Consider the following 17698-nt stretch of genomic DNA (forward strand, 5'->3'; position numbering starts at 1 on the left):
GATGGCCACCACGCTCATGTTCAGCGTCTGCGGATCCCCGGGCATCACCACCGCGGCCGTCGCAGCAACCCGACGCTGGTACCGAAACTCAATCCTCCTGGAAGCCGATACCTCACGGGCCTCGGCTGTCCTGTCCGGTTACCTCAAGGGAACGGTCACTGGAAAAAAGAGCCTCATCAACCTCGCTGTTGCCGCGGCCCAGGCCGGCCACATTGACTACAACGACATGTGGGCCCAGCTGCACCCCCTGGACAGCGACAACGTCCAGGACGCCCAGCAGTGGGTACTGCCCGGGCTCATGGACCCCAAAAGTGCGCCCTCGCTCGATCACCTCTGGGGCGATGTTATCTCCGGAGCAGATACATTCGAATCCGCCGGAACCGATGTCATCATCGACGCCGGGCGCTGGAATGTCGGGGACGTCCGATCTGCGCTGATGCGCTCAGCTGACGCCGTCGTACTTGTCGCCCGTCCCACCATGCCCGACGCCTTCGCTGTCCGCTCCCGCCTTGAAGATATCCGGGCAACCTTGGGGGATATCGGCCACAGCGATCACCTGTCGATCCTCACCGTGGAAAAGCCCGGCACCGAATACCCTCCGACTAAAGTCGCTTCCAGTCTCGGCCTGAGGCTCATCGGCTCGCTCCCCTGGGATGACAAGTGCGCGTCAGTATTCAGCGACGGCGCACACATCACCAACAGCGGCAGGTTCGAGAAAAGGCCCTATATCAAGGCCGTCGACTCTCTGGTAGAGACACTGCATCAGGACCTTGACCGTCGAAGGAGCCTGCTGAACGAGGCCCTGGACAACGAAGTGGAGGAGCTCTCGTGACCACCAGTCCGGAAAACCTCGACATTTTCAAAGACCTTCCGCTTGCCGACTCGACCGCGCCGGCCCACCCTGCAGCCGGACATCTTGCAGCTGCAGCACGCCGGGACACCGGCCGCCGCCGGATTGCCGCAGTTCCTGACCAAGGCACCCCAGCCCGGCCTGTTGAGGCAGAGCCTCAGGAAGCTCCCCGGCCCAGGGCAGCGGAATCGGCAGACCTCGAACCTGCCAGCGACTGGACCCTCATCGAAAGACTCGCTGTCGAGATCTCCGAGATCCGACAGACACGGGACGAAACCCCGGAGAACAAGGACGAAATCGGCCGGGCCATCATCGCCGGTGTCCTCGCTTCCCTGGATGAGTCACGCGTCCGTGATGGAATCCCGCGCCTCACCCAAAGCCAGCACCAGGCGCTGCAGGTCGTCCTGTTCAACCAGGCATACCGAATGGGCGCGGTGCAACCGTTGCTGGATGATCCCACGATCGAGAACATCCATATCAATGGTTTCGACCGGGTCATCGTTCGCCGCTCCAACGGCTCCGATGAATGGCATCCGGCCATAGCGTCCAGCGACGAAGCTCTTATCGAAATGATCCAGACCTGGTGTGAGGAACGGGGGGAGGGCGCACGGGAGTTTAATGCCCAGAATCCCAGGCTCTCCATGATGCTGCCCTCCGGGGACCGTCTCCAGGCTGCGCACCCGCCGATCGCACCCCGTCCGACTCTCACCATCCGTTGCCACCGCATCAAAAAGATCACCCTGGACGATCTTGTGACCCAGTACGGAATGCTCTCCCAGGCCGCGGCCGACTTCCTCTCAGCCTGCGTCAAAGCCAAGATGTCCATCGTCGTGTCCGGCCACCCAGGCGCCGGCAAGACGACATTCGTCCGCGCTTTGTGCGCCAGCATGGGTCCATGGGAACCGGTCATCACCATCGAAACCGAGCGGGAGCTGCACCTCAGCGAAGACCAGCACTACAACCTCAAGTCCCTGGAAGCACGTCCGGGCCAGGGCGAGCGGGATCCGCGAACCGGGGAAAGCATTGGTGGGGTTTCGCTGCGTGAACTGGTCGCAGACTCTCTTCGCTTCGACGCCCAACGCATCATCGTTGGAGAACTCCGCGACGACGAGACGGAAGCGGTGTTCGGCGTCTTCGCCGGCGCGGCAGGATCCATGACCACCATCCACGCGAAGACCGCCAAAGACGCCATCGCCAAGCTGGCCGACCTGCAGCAGAAGCGGATCGGCACGTCCCCGGCTTTCGCCTACCGACAGATCCAGGACCATATCCAGATCATCGTCCAGCTCTCCCGATTCTCCGGACCAGGCCAAAAGCGCCACGTCACGGAAATCGCTGAAGTACAGCCCGGCGGCGACGGGGAAGCGCCCATCGCCAGCCTGATCTTCAAATCCCGCACCCGTGGCGGGGACGCAGTATTCCAGGAACTGCCTCGCGATGACATGCTCTGGGAGCTGGAACAGCATGGATACGACGTCGAACAGTTGAGGGCCGGCTGAGATGAACACCATCCTGGCCATACTCTGCGCCCTTGGCACCGGCTTCGGCATCCTGTGGATCATCCTCGAATTCACCAGGACACCGGGGCAATCCCGGCCAACCAGCAACCGGCTCTCGCCATGGGCCCGCCTGCGGCAACGCCTCGGTCCAGGACAGGCTCTGGCCCTGGTCCTGGGGATCGCCGGCGGACTGCTGCTTTTTGCCCGCACCGGCTGGCTCGTCACACTCGTTGCCGTGCCGGCTGCAGCGCTGCTCCTCCCGCCGCTGTTCAGCACCTCAAAACAGATCAAGGAAATTGCCCAGCTCGAAGCTCTCGAATCCTGGGCCAGGTCCCTGTCCGGGCTCCTGGGGACAGGATCGACCACCCTGACCGGAGCAGTTGTCAGCAGCCTGCCCAATGCGCCTGAAGCCATCCGGCCACAGCTGAACAACCTCGTTGTCAGGCTCAATTCCCGCTGGTCCCACAAGAGGGCCTTCAAAGCCCTCGCAAACGAGCTGAATGACCCCACCGCCGACCTGCTGGCCGCACACCTGATCCTTGCTTCCAAGATCAAAGTTTCGGGCCTCCAGGACGCCCTGGACGACCTCGCCCAAACCATCTTTGAAGAGATCAGGCAGCGCCGGGAGATCGACGCCGCCCGGGAAACGAACAGGACCACGGCCAAGTGGGTGACCATCTTCACCGTAGGGGCCATGGTAGCTGCGGCTACTTTCCTCGCGGACTTCTTCTCCGTCTACCAAACACCCATCGGCCAGGGCATCCTCACCCTCATCATCGGCGCCTACGCCGTTGCCCTGAAATGGATGCACTCACTGACCAAACCGGATCTGCCGCCGCGGATCCTCGTTGACTCGGAAGGAGCCCGGGCATGATCTGGACAACCCTCATTATCGGAGGCACCGTCGGCCTCGCCCTGGTTTGGATAGTCGCTGAACTCTCCCCCCGCCACCCCAAACTTTCCGCTGCGCTGGAGAACCTGGGAACAGTCGAGGTCGACACCAGCAAAGCTGATTTCCGGGCTCAACTCGGACGCCTCATGCAACGTGGAGTCCTTTCCAAATTCGGCGTCAACAAAAAAGACCTGGCCCTCGTTGGAGCAACCTCCGAACAGCACTCAGCCAACCAGGCCCTTATGGGAATCATGGGCCTGGTGATACCGCCGGCATTTGGCACCGTGTTCGTCCTGATCCTGGGGCTGCCGGCACCCATCCTCATTTTCTCCCTGCCCGTAAGCCTGGGCCTAGCCGTACTGCTCATGTGGGCAACAAACCTCACCATCACCCAGAAAGCGGCCGAAGCGCGCCAGGAATTCGCCAGGGCAGTGGCAACCTACATCGAACTCGTAGCGGCCGAACGCAAACGTGCCACGGCGGCCACCATCGCCCTGGAACATGCAGCCGACGTCGCAGACTCCTGGGTGTTCGTCCGGATCCGCCAGGAACTCCAGCTCGCCCGATACAAAGGCCAGCGGCCCTGGGATGCGCTGAAGCAGTTCTCCAAGGAAATCGGTGTCCCCGAGCTATCAGACCTGGCCGACATCATGCGCCTGGCCGGAGCCGAAGGCGCCAGCGTCTACGAACCGCTGCGCGCGCGCGGAAAAGGCCTGCGGGTCCAGCTTCTCAACGAAGCCCGTTCCAGGGCCAACGCAGACTCGGAACGCATCACCATGCCAATGGCCCTGATGGGCCTGATCTTCATCGCACTCATCGCCACCCCACCACTGTTTAAACTAATCACTAGTTGAATGTCCGGAATCGGCCATTCACGGCACCTCTTGTTGGTGTACGGGGGTAACCATCAAACAAAGGAAAGACAAATGAACCAGGCTCTTCTCCGCGTAGCTGCAACGCTCCACATCGCTGGAGTCAACTTCAAATCAGCGGTTCACAACCGGCGACTGTTGCTCAAAGACGATCCCAAAGAACGTGGATCCCTCACCCTGGAACAGATCATCTGGACCGTCGGAATCGCCCTCGTCGCCGCCGTCGTGCTCGCCATCGTAGTAGCGGCGATTAACTCCAAAGCGGCGGAACTCCCCGGCGGCTAAGCCCGGGAGACCAGTCATGGCCACCACTTCAAACACTCAGCTCCGCCACCGCTTACCAGGTGACGGGGCTGAACGTGGTTCCGTCAGTCTGCAGGGCGTCATTCTCTACCCCGTGTTCATACTGCTGATATTCGGAATCCTGCAGACCGCGTTCTGGATGCACGCCCAAAATATAGCCCAGAGCGCAGCATCAGCAGGATACGCAGGGGCGAAAGCCTTCAATTCATCCTCAGATGCCGGGCAAAGCGGCGCCTACAACGTGCTCTCCGGAACCACTGACACCCTGCGAAACCAAAACGTCCAGGTGGCCCGCTCCGCAACAAGCGTCACCGTCATCGTCACCGGGACAGGTCCATCCATCGTTCCCGGATGGGGAGGACCTGCCGTCAAAGCAACGGTCAGCGGCCCCCTCGAACGGTGGGTCGACGCACCATGAAGCAGACCCAAGACAAAGAACGGGGATCCCTGACCCTCGAAACAGTCATCCTCGCCGGCGGCGCAATACTCCTCATCGGACTACTTATAGCCGGCGTCCGGATCTCGTGGGCAAACAACGCCGTCCAGTCAGCTGCATCCTCAGCAGCCCGGGACGGATCTCTTGCCCGAAGCGCAGACCTCGCTCAAGCCAGGGCAAACGAAGCGGCCAGCGTCTCGATGGCCCAAAGCGGTGCGACCTGCAGCGGACAAAACGTATCCCTGGACACCAGCCGATTCCTGGCACCCCTGGGACAGACCGGGATCGTTACGGCCAACGTCAGCTGCAACGTCCCACTTTCCAATCTCCTTCCCGGGCTGCCCGGCTCCATCTCAGTCAATAAAAGCGCCAGCTCGCCCGTCGACCCGTACAGGCAGAGGTAGCCGTGAAGGCCAGCAGGACTGCAGAGCAAGAGCGCGGATCCGCGACGATGTTTTTCGTCGTTCTTTTCCTCGGGCTCATGATCGCCATCGGCCTCGTGGTTGATGGCGGTGCAAAAACCACGGCACAACAAGAAACAAGATCCGTGGCGGAAGCAGCCGCACGCGCAGGCGCCAGTGCCGTCACCGGATCAACAGTCACCGGCGGGTCCCCGATTGTTAATCCCCAAGCAGCCCAGGCAGCAGCGCAAAGCTACATCACCGCCGCCGGCCTCACCGGAAGCGCCAGCACTTCAGGGACCACCGTCACAGTGAACGTCTCCAAGACAACTCCAACGGTTTTCCTTGGACTGATCGGGATCTCAAGCCTCACCAGCCAAGCGACCGCCAGCGCCGAAATCCTCAAACGATGAAGGAGAACCATGCCACTCAAACCCTTGATATGGGCAACGGCATTAGCCGCCCTGGCCGCCGTCTCACTCGCCATCACCATCACCATGCTTTCCACCCTTCACTCGCTCCCATAAAGGGCGAGGAACACACACTGGCCCAAACGCCGCAGAGGAAAAGGACCCAATCCATGAAGCCCACCAAGATTGTCATCGGATCGATCGCCCTCGCCGGCGCACTCGTTCTAAGCGCATGCCAGGGTGGTGCAACTCCAGGGACAACAACCACACCAACTGCCAGCGAAACCGCTAAGGCCACACCAACACCCACCGCCACCGACGTGAGCGCCCCCACCACCGAGGGACAGGCTCTCAAAGACGGGCTGGGCGCGGTACAGAAGTATGAAACCGCGATGGAGGAAGCTGCCAACGCAAAGAGCCTTGATACGACTCAGGTGAAGGCCGTGTCAACTGGTCCGGCACTCAAGTTTGCTGAAGACTTCGTGGCCGCCTCTTCGAAGTCAGCCACGAAGTACACCGGGCTTAGCACCGTGACTCTGAAGGAAGGTTACGCAAGCAATCTGACGGCAGGGGATCAAAGCCTCGAATTTGGCTTCACTGACATGTCGGTCTGCGTTGACTCGTCACAAGTCAAAGGAACGCGGCCAGATGGTTCCGCTGCCCCGACATCTGAAGCCCCGCGTGCGTTGTACCAGTTCACTGCCGAGTACAACCCCACGAGCAAGTTGTGGATGGTCACGAAGGTTACCCAAGACGCGGTGATCCCATGCTAAAAAAGGCCTCTTTGCTGCTGCTTGCTTCTGTGCTGGCTTTGTCCGTCGGCGTACCGGCAGCTCAGGCAGTCCAGCCGATGAGTGGCGGCTGCGCCAACAATCGCTGTGACGTTGATGTGGACGTTCCAGGCGCGTCTCCTGGCCCGGGCGGTTCCAAGCCTGGTGGAGTTGATGTTGTTCTCCAGCCTGGGCCGACGGAGTGCAAGCAAGGCGATAAGGAAGTGGACTGCACCAGCGATAAGGGTTCGTGGTCCAACGCCGACGAATGCTACTGGCGCCTGGCTGATCCTCAGAAGGCACCTCCCGGGGGGAAGACGGCTGGCGACGGCGCTTGGTACGAATGCACGCGTCCGCTGGGTGGCCAACTTGGTCTGGCCGCCATCTCGTCGACGCGCTGGCTGGACCAGCCGCCTCCTGGCGTTGTTGCCATCACTCCTGCCCAGGCTGCAGCCCAACTGCTGCGTCAGTTCGTGTTCCAGGGCGTACCGATCGGCATTGCACCGGAAGCCAAGGCCGGATCAAAGGGTTCCGTGGGTCTGCCTGTCTGGATGTGGGTTTCCGCCCCGTCCCAGCAAACCTATGGGCCCTGGGCGCAGAGCGCCACCATCGGCGGCGTGGCAATCACCGGGACCGCCCACGTCACCAGCATCGACTGGAACATGGGAGACGGCACCGTCATTTCCTGCGCCAACGCCGGAACCGCGTACCAGGAAGGTTTCGGGCTGAGTCCCTCACCCACCTGCGGCCACATGTACACACGGATGTCCAAGGATCAGCCGGGCGGTAAATACACCGTCACGGCCACCAGTAACTGGACATTCGACTGGACGGCCGGCGGACAGACCGGAACAGCCACAACAACTGTCCAGAACTCCACGCAGATCGAGATCGGCGAAATGCAGACGGTCATCGTAAACCGCTAAGCCCGGGTGCGGGCCACGAAAGTTAATTGACAGAGTGGTCCGTTACCGCCTAAGTTTTATATAAGTCAGATCAAGTAAAGGTTGAGGTCATGAAGAAGTTCATCTCCGGAATCGCGGCACTGGCAGGTCTCGCAATCCTCCTGGTAGGTATTCCAACGGCACTCGTGGCACTCGCCGGAAACCCCATCCCGTCCTGGGAAACCCTTGTCCAGGGGTTGACCCAGCCGGACTGGACGGGGTCCTTCCTGACAGGCCATGTGCTGCCCGTGATTGCCTGGGTGGCGTGGCTGACCTTCGCCATCGGCATCGTAAGCGTCATTCCCTCTGCCATCCGCGGGATCGATCCTCCCCGGATCAGGGGCCTGGCCGTGCAACAGGGTGCCGGCCGCGTCCTCATTGGCGCTGTCCTGGTCATGTTCGTGGGTCTCGGCAGCGCGACAGCCGCCACCGCGGCCACACCCCATGACATGCCAACCGCCAACGAAACCAGCGTCTCTGCAGCACAGACACCAACACCGACGACGTCGGTAGCCCCTCTTCAGACATCTGCCCCGGCAGTGCAGGAGACCACCTCCAACCCTTCGGTGCCAGTAAAGAACGGTGATTCGCTCTGGTCGCTGGCAGAGGCACACCTGGGCGATGGAAACCGCTTCGCTGAGATCGCCCAGCTCAACTACGGGGTACCGCAGCAGGACGGCGGCTCCCTGAGCGAAAACCACTTCGTCAACGCCGGATGGACTCTCCAGCTGCCGGCAGACGCGACAATCGGCGCTGACAAAGAAATCACCGTCCAGGCAGGGGACACTCTCGAAACTCTGGCGGCCGCCGAATATGGAGATCCCTCCAAGGCCCCCGTAATCTTCGCCGCATCACAAAGCATCACCCAGCCCGATGGAACCCAGATCGGCAACACCGGGCAGGTACTTCCCGGCTACCGCCTGATCGCTCCCGATACAACACCTGCAGCCATCGCACCCGCCTCCAGTTCGCCTGCCCTCACAACCCCTGCAGCTGAGCCCGAGGTCGCTCCTCCGCTGGACTCGCCGGCTCCCCAAGCCGAAGTCAGCCCCGCTGCTGAGGCCCCCGCCGAAGCTGCTGCCCCGGACACCGCACCGGCTGCATCGGAACAGATAACCGAAGCAGCTCCTGCCCCGGCCGCGCCAGTAGAAGACATCGAAACAGCAGCCGACACCGGTGAAGAGTCCGCCGGCGATGCGTTCCCCGTCTCAACGCTGTGGGGCGCCGGCGGCATTCTCGCTGCAGGTTTCCTAACCCTGATCGGTGCCCGGCGTGCAACCCAGAACCGCAGCCGCCGCGTAGGTCAGCGAATCGCCGTCCCGTCCCACGACATTGCCGTTACCGAGCTGGAGCTTCGGGCAGCTGAAGATCCGGCCGGCGTCGACGACATCGATCGCATCCTGCACCACCTGGCCGATTGGGCATACGAAACCAACCAGGAACTGCCCAAACTGTTTGCCGTCCGGCTTTCCCCTGGAACAGTCGAGCTTTACCTTGACCAGGCGTCGGAACTGCCGGAACCGTTCGAAGCCGTTTCTGACGATAACTGCGCTTGGTCCATTGACCCCCGCCGCGTGACGTCCTTCGAGCCGCAGACCTCCGCCCCTTACCCGGCGCTGGTCACCCTGGGGCAGGATTCCGCCGAAGGCCACATCCTCGTTGACCTGGAACAAATCGGCGCACTGAACCTTGCTGGGGACCCTGAGATGACGGAGGGCGCTCTCACTGCCATTGCCATTGAACTGGCTTGCTCCAAGTGGTCTGAGGAGCTGCGGGTCAGCGTTGTAGGTTTCGCTTCCGAACTCCCTTCCGCCTTCAACACCGGCCGGGTACGGCACATCAAAAACATCCAGGAACTCGTCAGCGATCTGGAGGCCAGGGCAAAAACTGACTCTCTTCTGCTGGAGGAGCTGGACCTCAATTCCTCCCACGATGCCCGGATCTCCTCAAAGAGCCAGGATCCGTGGCCGCCGGAGATCATCCTCCTGGCGCAGCTGCCCGACGAAGAAACCACCGCTCGCCTGGCCGCCCTGATCCAGAACGTTCCACGCGTGGGAATTGCCGCGATCACCCAAGGGCATCTGGCAGGAGAGTGGTCACTGGACATCGGCAAGGACCGCATGGCCAAGCTGTTGCCGGCCGGTATCGAACTTCAGGCTCAGGTCGTGGCCGGAGCCAACTACACCAACATCCTCTCCGTGCTGCGCTCCACCATCGAAGAACCACAGCCGGCACCACACGTCGTTCCCGAGATCAAGGTTGCCGCCGTCGTTGCCACCCCCGCGATCGCGGAACCGGAAACATCGCCTGAACTCTCCCCGGTGATCGTGCCCGACAGCCCGGCCAGCTTGATCGACATCGACAGGCGGAAGAACCGGCCTGCGCCGGCGGCCGAGGAAATCCGTATCGAACTCCCCGACGCTCCTTTCGTGCGGGTCCTGGGAAACGTCCGGGTCGAAAACGCCCATGGCGTACACCCGGCAACCGTCAAGGGCGCCAGCGTTGCCCGCGCAACGGAAGTCATCGCCTTCCTGGCACTTCACCGGAACCAGTCCACCGAGGAGTATGACCAGAACATCCATCCGAACAACGTCATGACGGCCAACAAGCGCAACCCGCTGATCACCCGGGCCCGTAAATGGCTCGACTCCACCGGCGACGGGCAGGATTACCTGGTCAAATTCGACGTCGCCAAGTCCTATACCCTCCTGGACACCGTCCGGACAGACTGGGACGTGTTCCAGGAACTGGTGGGCCCAGATCCCCTGGACGCATCCGACGCACGCTTGGAAGCCGCCCTGGAGCTTGTCACAGGCCAGCCCTTCCAGGGCATCCGTTCCGGACGCGGCGCCTGGGGATGGGCCGAGCTGGACCAGCAGAAGATGATCGCCGCCATCAGCGACGTCGCCTACGAAGTTGCCGAACGGGCAAAGGAAACCGGCAACCCTGCACTCATGCTCAAAGCGGCGCTGCGGGGAACCATGGTCAACCCCTCCTCAGAGATCCACAAGAGGCACAAGCTTCTCGCCTACGCCATGAGCGAGGACCAGGAAGGTTTCAACCGCACCGTCCAGCAGATCTTCGACCAGTGCGAAGCTATGGAGGAAGAAGCACCCGAACAGGAAACCCTGGACCTGATCAACCAGCTCGAAGTCCGCTTCGAAAAACTCAAAGCCAGCTAGCCACCTGGTACATGGGACATAAGAATCCCCGTGTTTCCTCCCGCCAAAACGGAGTGGAAGCACGGGGATTCTTATTTGTCGTATAGGTGATGGGGCGGGAAAGGATTGACTCGTTTCGAGCACCTACCGAAGATCCCGCGGCCGCCCAAACAGAGAATCTCTCAGCTCCTGCCACTCTCCCGCAGCCAGCCCATGGCCGGCCTCCATTTCAGCCGTCATGAATGTCAGCAGGTCCTGCACACTGATGATGGGCAGTGCAGTCAGGAACTGGCGGCGGTGAAGCGCGGCCACAAAGGTCCTCAAATACAGTCCGGCCCAGATCATCGCGTTTTCCCCCTTGAGGATCCTGGCCAGGGGACGGCCAAGGGCTTGCTGAAGTGCCAGGTCAACGTCCTTCTCTTCACATTGAGCCTCTGCCACGTCAAAGGCCGAAACCTGAGCAGCCGAAATGACCAGGTCAGCGAACAAATCCGACGCGACGGAGACGGACTCCGGACGATGAACAGCCCTTTGCTGCGGGCGGGATGACCTGCCACCTACCGGAACTGGCTTGATGGACGCGATACTCATGGTTCCCCCTCTGCGTTGACCGGCGCGTTCAGCACCTAGAAACAAGAGGGGACCTGATCGGGGGAAACCGGACAGTGTGAACCGTCAGTTTTTTCAAATGCCTGACAGCGTCACGGGCTGATCTGGGCGCTAGCTGATGATTTGAACTTCGACGTCGGTTTGGCGATCGCTGCCGGCGTAGTTGAGATCAATGTCGGAGGACCGACAATGCCTTACCAGCGCTCGTACGTTGCAAGGAGAGCAGAAAGTTCGTCTAGTTTTGCAGCGAAAGGATCTTCCTCTCCATTGGCGACGGGCGACCAACTCCACGCCTGACGATCGCCGTTAAGCTCAAAGTCCTTCTGCCACATATTCTTCTCACTCGAACGAGTGGCGCCATAGCAATACTTGCCTGACGAAGGGCGACTAGATATCGGAGTAAGGAACGCATGAGCCATAGCCATGCGGTACTCCGCCCGGCAAAAGTCCCTCTTAAAGTCGTCGCCGGACCCAACCAGATGTCCAATCAACGTTTGCATGTCATCGAAAATAAGCTCACTTTGGGGATACATCCACTGCGTACCATTCCACCGCGGGGCCGCCTTCGCCAGCGCGTGGTCCACCACCCTCTCGTCCTGAAGAACCATGAAGGCAGGCTCTGGATCGCGGCTGGAATAACTGTCTCTCCACTTCGTCTCTGTTGCCACACGGATAAACACGTCCTCCCGGTCTTCGGTCACAGCCATCATTGCGATCGCCCTCAACGTCAACAGCGCAGGGTAATGCGCCAAATTGACCCAGGCATCCTGGTAAGGGGAAACATGCTTCCTGGCCTTCATCAGCTGCTGAACTGCCCACACCCAGAGCTCCGCGTGGACACGATCACGATCGAGTGCCACCCCCGTTGCCATGAGGCGTACCAGAGTCTGAGAGTGGCTTCGCAGAGCCAGACATTCATTGTCGTAGGAGACAGCAAAGTCTTCTCCTGAAGGAAAGGAACCGCCCCGCTCACGGATGTATGAGGCAATGCCCTCTATTTCGGAGGTCAAAAGTTCGCGGATCTCAATGTACGACTCTCGGTGGGGAAGGAGTCTTTTTAGACGGGCGACAGCCATGTCTTCGGTCAGCTGCGGCGCGGCCAGGGCGTCCAAGGATTCAAGCCGTTGCTGAAGGTCGGGAAAGAATTCATCTGCAGTGACTCCGCTGATAACCGCGGCTGTATGTTGTTCGATCAGCGTGTCGGCGGCAGACCCCAGCCCGTACAACGTGGACCAGTACAGGGGGTAGCGGCGGCTATGCCTACCTTGTAGCGCCTCCACCAGGGCTTTGTCCCAGTCGGCTGACCATCCGTTGATGATCAGACCAAAGTTTTCCATGACCTCTTGAAGGATTTCGTGCGTTGCTGGCCCGTACTCCGTCAGCTCGGCGAGAGTGTTCTTCTGGTCCAGCGACTTGTAATCACCGTGGAGCTTGATAACAGTACAGTCGGCATGATGGAGGGGTTTTCGTGCTTTAATCGCGCTCTCGGTGGACAGCACCTGGTACGGCACCGATGCCTGGTCTAGTGCTTGCTCGATGAGGCTATCGAAATTGGTTGTCAGGATGACTCGGATGGCGCCTCGGCGGACAAGTTCAGCGATTGCATGGTGCGCCTTACCAGGCACCTTGCGGTTGTCGGCTCGGTCTTCGTCCGTTGGTTCGAAGTAGCCGTGAAGGAGGGCGCTCCGCGCGGCCGGCGTTCGCCCCAGAGACTCGAGGAGTCCGGAGTAGCCAAGTTCTTTGCTGTCGCCATGCTCGTCCCACCATCTAGCTACCTCCTCATCGCCGGCATCAGCGCTCAGTGGCGTCCCCGCGACGGCAGATGCCTGCCGCACTAGATCTTTGATGACACCCCAGCCCGTGGGGATTCCCGCGCCAGTAGATGACCCGGAACCAATAAGGAGGGCATAGACGCCTGGCTGGGCTTGCACGGACAAAGCAAGGCCAATGCGAGGATCGATGGTGCGAGTAGTCATATCGCCACAATAGGTCAAGGTGGTGCTGGCTTCTTGCTTTGGTCGTGAGCCTGGCCGTTGGCCGAAGGGCCAGTGAACTGTCCTGGAAGGGTGCTGCCGGCGGAATAGGACCCGACGAACTTTGGATTGATTCGGCATCGCAAGCGTAGCCACTTATAGAGACTTCTACAGGGTTCTAAGGAAATACTGATTTGTCCCTAGAAGTTGCTACATTTGATTCATGCAGCTTGAACTTAACCCCTACAACCCTGGCTCCGGGGCGCAACCAATGCACCTCGCGGGCAGAGACGCCGAGATTGCAGCGTTCGATCTACTGATTGTCAGGACAAAGAAGCACTTGCAGGCACGCCCCATGGTCCTCTCGGGACTGCGGGGCGTTGGAAAAACGGTCCTTCTACGGCGACTGAAGGGGCTGGCTGATCATCACGGGTGGATCACCATCAAGCTCGAAGCGCGCAGAGGTGAGAGCGCCCAACAGGAAGCCCGGAAAGTCATTGCGGCCGAACTGCAGAGCGCTGCTCGCCGTCTGGTACCTCTCCTGCAAGCTGGAGACTATGTCCGGAAGGCGCTGTCGACGGTTACCTCGTTTACTGCAACAGCCGGCGTGAAGGGAATTTCGCTGGGTGTGAGTGTGGATCCTACGAGAGCATCCACCGGCCACCTGGAGATCGATCTGAAGGACCTGGTCGAAGACCTTTCCACGGCGCTCAAGAAGCAACGCAGCGGCTTTGTCATATTCATCGACGAGATGCAGGACCTCGACGACGAGCTACTGGGGGCGCTGATCTCAGCCCAGCACCATGCCAACCAGGAACAGCTGCCATTCTTCGTCGTCGGCGCCGGCCTTCCGAACCTGCCAGGCCGCCTAGCCGAGATCCGCAGCTACGCCGAAAGGGCATTCGACTACAGAATCATAGGCAAACTCAGTCCGGACGCGACCCGGGATGCGTTCACACAACCGGCCAAGTCCGTCGGCCAGCACTACTCCCACGAAGCCCTGGAACTCATGATCGAAGCATCGGGGATGTACCCATACTTCGTACAGGAATTCGGCAGCGCCATGTGGGAATCCGCGCTCAAGAGCCCCTTCACCCCCGATGACGCAGATGCTGCAATCACGCTGGGCCGCGAAAAACTGGACGCAGGCTTCTTCGTCGCCAGATGGCAACGAGCAACCAAGGCTGAACGCCGATTCCTTCACGCAATGGCACAGGACGGAGAAGGACCCTCCAGCACCGGTGACATCGCATCCAACATGGGAAAAAAGCCCACGGCCCTGGGGCCCGCCCGGGCAACACTCATCGATAAAGGCCTGATCTACTCTCCAGAATACGGACACGTTGCGTTCACTGTCCCCGGGATGGCAGGCTTCATCGCGCGACAAGAACTACTGGACTAGGCTCCCATCATGGATCCTATGGAACACGCACCTCTCGGACTTCAAGCCGGCGACATCGTAGCTATCGACCTTACCCACCCTCTGCGCTACGCACACGATACGTTCCGAGGGATGATTCGCCTCGAAGTCGATACCGTCTCCGCACTCGGCATATCGGGCCGGGGAAGTTCAGTCGAGGGGTTGATCGTGCCCAAGAAAGGTAAAGACTACGAACGCGTGGGTGGACACCCAGACGAAAGACCTGAGTTCTTCCCCTGGTCGTCAGTGCAAAAACTATCCGTCCTCCATAAGGCTGCGGATTATCAGGCGTTGTGGGATATCGAAGCGAGCTGGGACTAATATCTGCCCATCAGTTCAGAGCACTGATGGGCAGCGTGAACAATCCCCGGGGACCATCGACTGTGGATTTGATCGCTATGTGGCGCCTTCTGTGAGGGTCCACCGAGATGTCCTAGGTCTAAGGAGCGGAACACTCAGCCACCCCTATCGATGACCGAGCATCACGGGCTGAGCTGGGCGCTAACTGATGATTCGAACTTCGACGTCGGTTTGGCGATCGCTGCCGGCGTAGTTGAGGTACCCGCGAAGCATTGGTGACTGCCCAAGTTCGTCGAGTGGCGTCGAGGGCAACGGGGTGTGGATGATTCGTGGGTCATCGCCCAGCGGTCTGTAGTCGAAGTTTTCTTGCCGTGCCGCATTGTGATCGAATGCAAAATTCGCAATACATTCACCGTCGAGGAACTTGATGCCCAACTGTCGAATAGTCTGGCCGTCCTGGCTGGCTCCATGGATTCCAATAAGGAACGTATCCAAGGAAGGCACTGGCCCGCTCAGCTCATACTTCACGATAAAGGACCCGTTTCCCGGGTAGAGGAAAACGGCATTCAATGAGGGAACGGAGATTGTCATCTCCACAGCCTACTGAGCGCTCCTCCCAAGTCATATCAAAGAACTCGAAAGACAGGCTCCTGGGTGGGATCAGTCCCGGGTCTGGCCAAATGGCGCCCACTCACAGATCCGTCCGGATCGCGATCAGCTTTGTCCTCTCCGGCACTCCGGCTTCCAACGCCGCTTTTGCGGCCTCATATGTTGCCCCAGGGAATGTCAACCGTTCGGTGCTGCCGTCAGAATGTTCAATGGTGCCCGTGATCTCAATGCATCCAGCCTATGTCCGCCGGGATTAGCTCCGGCCTTGCTCGTGGCATAGTCCGCTATTCGAAACCGTAGATACTCCCTAAAAATGACGAATAGGGCGCTCTGAAGCCGGAACCATATTAGGAGAATCCCCCCTTCCGAAGGATCTTCGCAGGATATTCCGCAGGCTTTCGCAAGGATTTCCCGTGAACCCCATAACTGGCCGTCCTCCCTGTAAGGATTGTCTGGACGGCGTTTCGGGCCGCGTTCAATGCTCCTTGGGTCCGCCGGCAGGGAGAAGCTGAGGAAGGGGAGCCATGACGCCTGACAGAGCATCACAGGATTTTTCGCCGCGACAGGACAAGATCACCAAACCCGGCGGGCTGAATGATCGGACCGCAGGACAGGCAGTCATCGAGAAGTTGCTGGGCGATAGGGAGGGCGAGCCCTCGCGTTCTCTTCTGGGGCGTATTTTCGGCGCTGACCCACTGAGCCCGGACAACTACTCCTGGTACAAGGGTGCTCTCGGTGAGATAACAGTCGGGGAGGTCCTTGAACGGTTAGGGCCTGCATGGACGGTCCTGCATGCCGTCCCGGTCGGCGCCGGCACATCCGACATTGATCACGTCCTGATAGGCCCGGCCGGCGTTTTCACCCTTAACACCAAGAACCACGCCAGCCAATCCGTGTGGATCGCAGGCCAAACGCTGATGGTGGCCGGAAAAAAGCAGCGCCATCTCTACAACGCCAGCCATGAAGCGGCCCGGGCGGCCAAACTTCTGACCCGCGGCGTCAATGCGGCCGTGGAGGTCACCGGCGTTGTCGTCGTCGTCGCCCCGAAGAGCATAACGGTCAGGGAAAAGCCCTCCAGCGTAGCGGTGGTAACAGACCGGCAGCTCCTCCGGTGGCTCAACGGCCGCCCGAATGTACTCACCCCAACGCAGGTGTCTGTGATCGCAGCGGCAGCCATCCGGCCTGAAACGTGGCATCAGAACCCGCCTGTCAGCGCTGACCCCGCAGCCGTTCGGTACGAGTTCGCCGCCCTGAAGACTCTCGTGGACAAAGCGCGGCGACGCCGCGCAGGGTGGATTTTGGCTCTCTTGATCGGGGCCCCGCTTGTCCTGGCCACCCTTTCAAACATTTTCTGATCCCTCCGCCCAAGCCGTCGGTCAAGAAGCTGGACCTCCAGGAGTGAGCCGCCGCAGCCCTGGAACACCACTATCAGGAGGTTCCAGGGCACCGCACCGGGCGTTAGCTCAGGCTCTCTGACAGCAGTAGGATCAACCCGCCGAGGACAAGGGTTGCGGTTACCGCTGCCAGCCCGCAGCCGATTGTTCCGCCCACACTATTCGGGAACAGTCCGAACCGGCTGATAACCGGGACGATCCAGTGAAAGAAGGCCACGCCTGCTGCAATAAGCAGGACTCCAAAGACGGCAAACATAATGCTCCAATGCCTGATGCGAAGCCTCTCCGAGAGGCAAGCCCTGGTGGGCTTCTACATGACATGTGTACGGCGATTGCCATCCGCGCCAGATCTTTTAGTGTGGGCCTATGACGAACGAACTCTTTGCCTGCGATGGCCGGGTGGACGACGAGAAAATGTACGAACTTCTCGGCGTAGGAACCGAAACCGACACCCTGGACTACAAGTCCACTCTGGATCTCAGCCGAGGTGCCGAGAAGCAGAAGATCGAGTTCGCCAAAGACTGCATGGCGATGATGAACCTCCCCACGGGGGGCTATCTCGTCATCGGTGTAGACGGAACCGGAGCGCCGGCACTCGACGTCGCCCCAATCGACAGGAGCCACTTCGACACTAGAACGCGCCGTGTGGAGTGCCCCACGTGGCCCACACCGAGAGCCATGTACGAGGCAGGCGACCACGCAGGCATCTGGAATTGTGCTGACCTCGCAGTTGCGGGGCCACCGGAACCTCTGACGCTGGTCCATGCAGCCGTGCAGGATGCTGCCGCCACGATTAGGCGCGTCATCATCAGTGTCCAGGCTCGCCTCCAGACCTAAAGGCCGGTGTGGCTGCTT

General features: G+C 60.4%; 18 protein-coding genes. 15 read left to right on the forward strand and 3 right to left on the reverse strand.

The window, feature by feature from the left end; all coding sequences use genetic code 11:
• The first annotated feature begins 1 nt into the window (after position 1).
• From V3C33_20935 to V3C33_20985, 11 genes are all read left to right on the forward strand, one after another.
• The gene (locus tag V3C33_20935; GenBank protein XAS69900.1) at positions 2–832 is read left to right on the forward strand and encodes a hypothetical protein; all 831 of its coding nucleotides are present in this window, start codon (positions 2–4) and stop codon (positions 830–832) included.
• On the forward strand, positions 829–2349 hold the full coding sequence (locus V3C33_20940; GenBank protein ID XAS69901.1) for an ATPase, T2SS/T4P/T4SS family: 1521 nt from the start codon (positions 829–831) through the stop codon (positions 2347–2349). The genes V3C33_20935 and V3C33_20940 overlap by 4 nt, the downstream gene beginning before the upstream one ends.
• A 1-nt stretch (position 2350) precedes the next feature.
• Positions 2351–3223, forward strand: coding sequence for a pilus assembly protein TadB (locus V3C33_20945; GenBank protein XAS69902.1), 873 nt, complete (start codon positions 2351–2353; stop codon positions 3221–3223).
• Positions 3220–4095, forward strand: a complete 876-nt coding sequence (locus V3C33_20950) for a TadC protein (GenBank protein XAS69903.1) — start codon at positions 3220–3222, stop codon at positions 4093–4095. The genes V3C33_20945 and V3C33_20950 overlap by 4 nt, the downstream gene beginning before the upstream one ends.
• A 72-nt stretch (positions 4096–4167) precedes the next feature.
• Positions 4168–4398, forward strand: coding sequence for a hypothetical protein (locus V3C33_20955; GenBank protein ID XAS69904.1), 231 nt, complete (start codon positions 4168–4170; stop codon positions 4396–4398).
• 16 nt (positions 4399–4414) lie between these two features.
• Positions 4415–4834, forward strand: coding sequence for a TadE family protein (locus V3C33_20960; protein XAS69905.1), 420 nt, complete (start codon positions 4415–4417; stop codon positions 4832–4834).
• Positions 4831–5256, forward strand: a complete 426-nt coding sequence (locus tag V3C33_20965; protein XAS69906.1) for a pilus assembly protein — start codon at positions 4831–4833, stop codon at positions 5254–5256. Before V3C33_20960 ends, V3C33_20965 begins: the two co-directional genes overlap by 4 nt.
• A gap of 47 nt (positions 5257–5303) precedes the next feature.
• Positions 5304–5666, forward strand: a complete 363-nt coding sequence (locus tag V3C33_20970; protein ID XAS69907.1) for a pilus assembly protein TadG-related protein — start codon at positions 5304–5306, stop codon at positions 5664–5666.
• A gap of 167 nt (positions 5667–5833) precedes the next feature.
• Positions 5834–6436 (forward strand): hypothetical protein, encoded by a 603-nt coding sequence (locus V3C33_20975; protein XAS69908.1) that lies wholly within the window; start codon positions 5834–5836, stop codon positions 6434–6436.
• 221 nt (positions 6437–6657) lie between these two features.
• Positions 6658–7359, forward strand: a complete 702-nt coding sequence (locus V3C33_20980; protein XAS69909.1) for a hypothetical protein — start codon at positions 6658–6660, stop codon at positions 7357–7359.
• Between the two features lie 89 nt (positions 7360–7448).
• Positions 7449–10559: a LysM peptidoglycan-binding domain-containing protein gene (locus tag V3C33_20985; protein ID XAS69910.1), complete on the forward strand. Its 3111-nt coding sequence runs from the start codon at positions 7449–7451 to the stop codon at positions 10557–10559.
• Between the two features lie 123 nt (positions 10560–10682).
• Here the strand turns inward: V3C33_20985 and V3C33_20990 are convergent, their stop codons facing one another.
• Positions 10683–11129, reverse strand: coding sequence for a hypothetical protein (locus tag V3C33_20990; GenBank protein XAS69911.1), 447 nt, complete (start codon positions 11127–11129; stop codon positions 10683–10685).
• A 212-nt stretch (positions 11130–11341) separates the two neighbouring features.
• Entirely contained in the window at positions 11342–13123 is a 1782-nt protein-coding gene (locus V3C33_20995) for an SIR2 family protein (protein ID XAS69912.1), read from the reverse strand.
• A 220-nt stretch (positions 13124–13343) separates the two neighbouring features.
• Here V3C33_20995 and V3C33_21000 point away from each other — a divergent pair, with 220 nt between their 5' ends.
• On the forward strand, positions 13344–14522 hold the full coding sequence (locus V3C33_21000; protein ID XAS69913.1) for an AAA family ATPase: 1179 nt from the start codon (positions 13344–13346) through the stop codon (positions 14520–14522).
• Positions 14523–14531: 9 nt separating this feature from the next.
• Positions 14532–14861: a hypothetical protein gene (locus V3C33_21005; protein XAS69914.1), complete on the forward strand. Its 330-nt coding sequence runs from the start codon at positions 14532–14534 to the stop codon at positions 14859–14861.
• 180 nt (positions 14862–15041) lie between these two features.
• Here the strand turns inward: V3C33_21005 and V3C33_21010 are convergent, their stop codons facing one another.
• The gene (locus V3C33_21010) at positions 15042–15431 is read right to left on the reverse strand and encodes a hypothetical protein (GenBank protein XAS69915.1); all 390 of its coding nucleotides are present in this window, start codon (positions 15429–15431) and stop codon (positions 15042–15044) included.
• 542 nt (positions 15432–15973) lie between these two features.
• Here V3C33_21010 and V3C33_21015 point away from each other — a divergent pair.
• Both V3C33_21015 and V3C33_21020 read left to right on the forward strand, forming a co-directional pair.
• Positions 15974–16804, forward strand: a complete 831-nt coding sequence (locus V3C33_21015; GenBank protein XAS69916.1) for a nuclease-related domain-containing protein — start codon at positions 15974–15976, stop codon at positions 16802–16804.
• A 405-nt stretch (positions 16805–17209) separates the two neighbouring features.
• Positions 17210–17680 (forward strand): hypothetical protein, encoded by a 471-nt coding sequence (locus V3C33_21020; GenBank protein ID XAS69917.1) that lies wholly within the window; start codon positions 17210–17212, stop codon positions 17678–17680.
• Positions 17681–17698: the final 18 nt, after the last annotated feature.

Source organism: Micrococcaceae bacterium Sec5.7, assembly GCA_039636785.1.
In the GTDB taxonomy this organism is placed as follows: Bacteria; Actinomycetota; Actinomycetes; order Actinomycetales; family Micrococcaceae; genus Arthrobacter.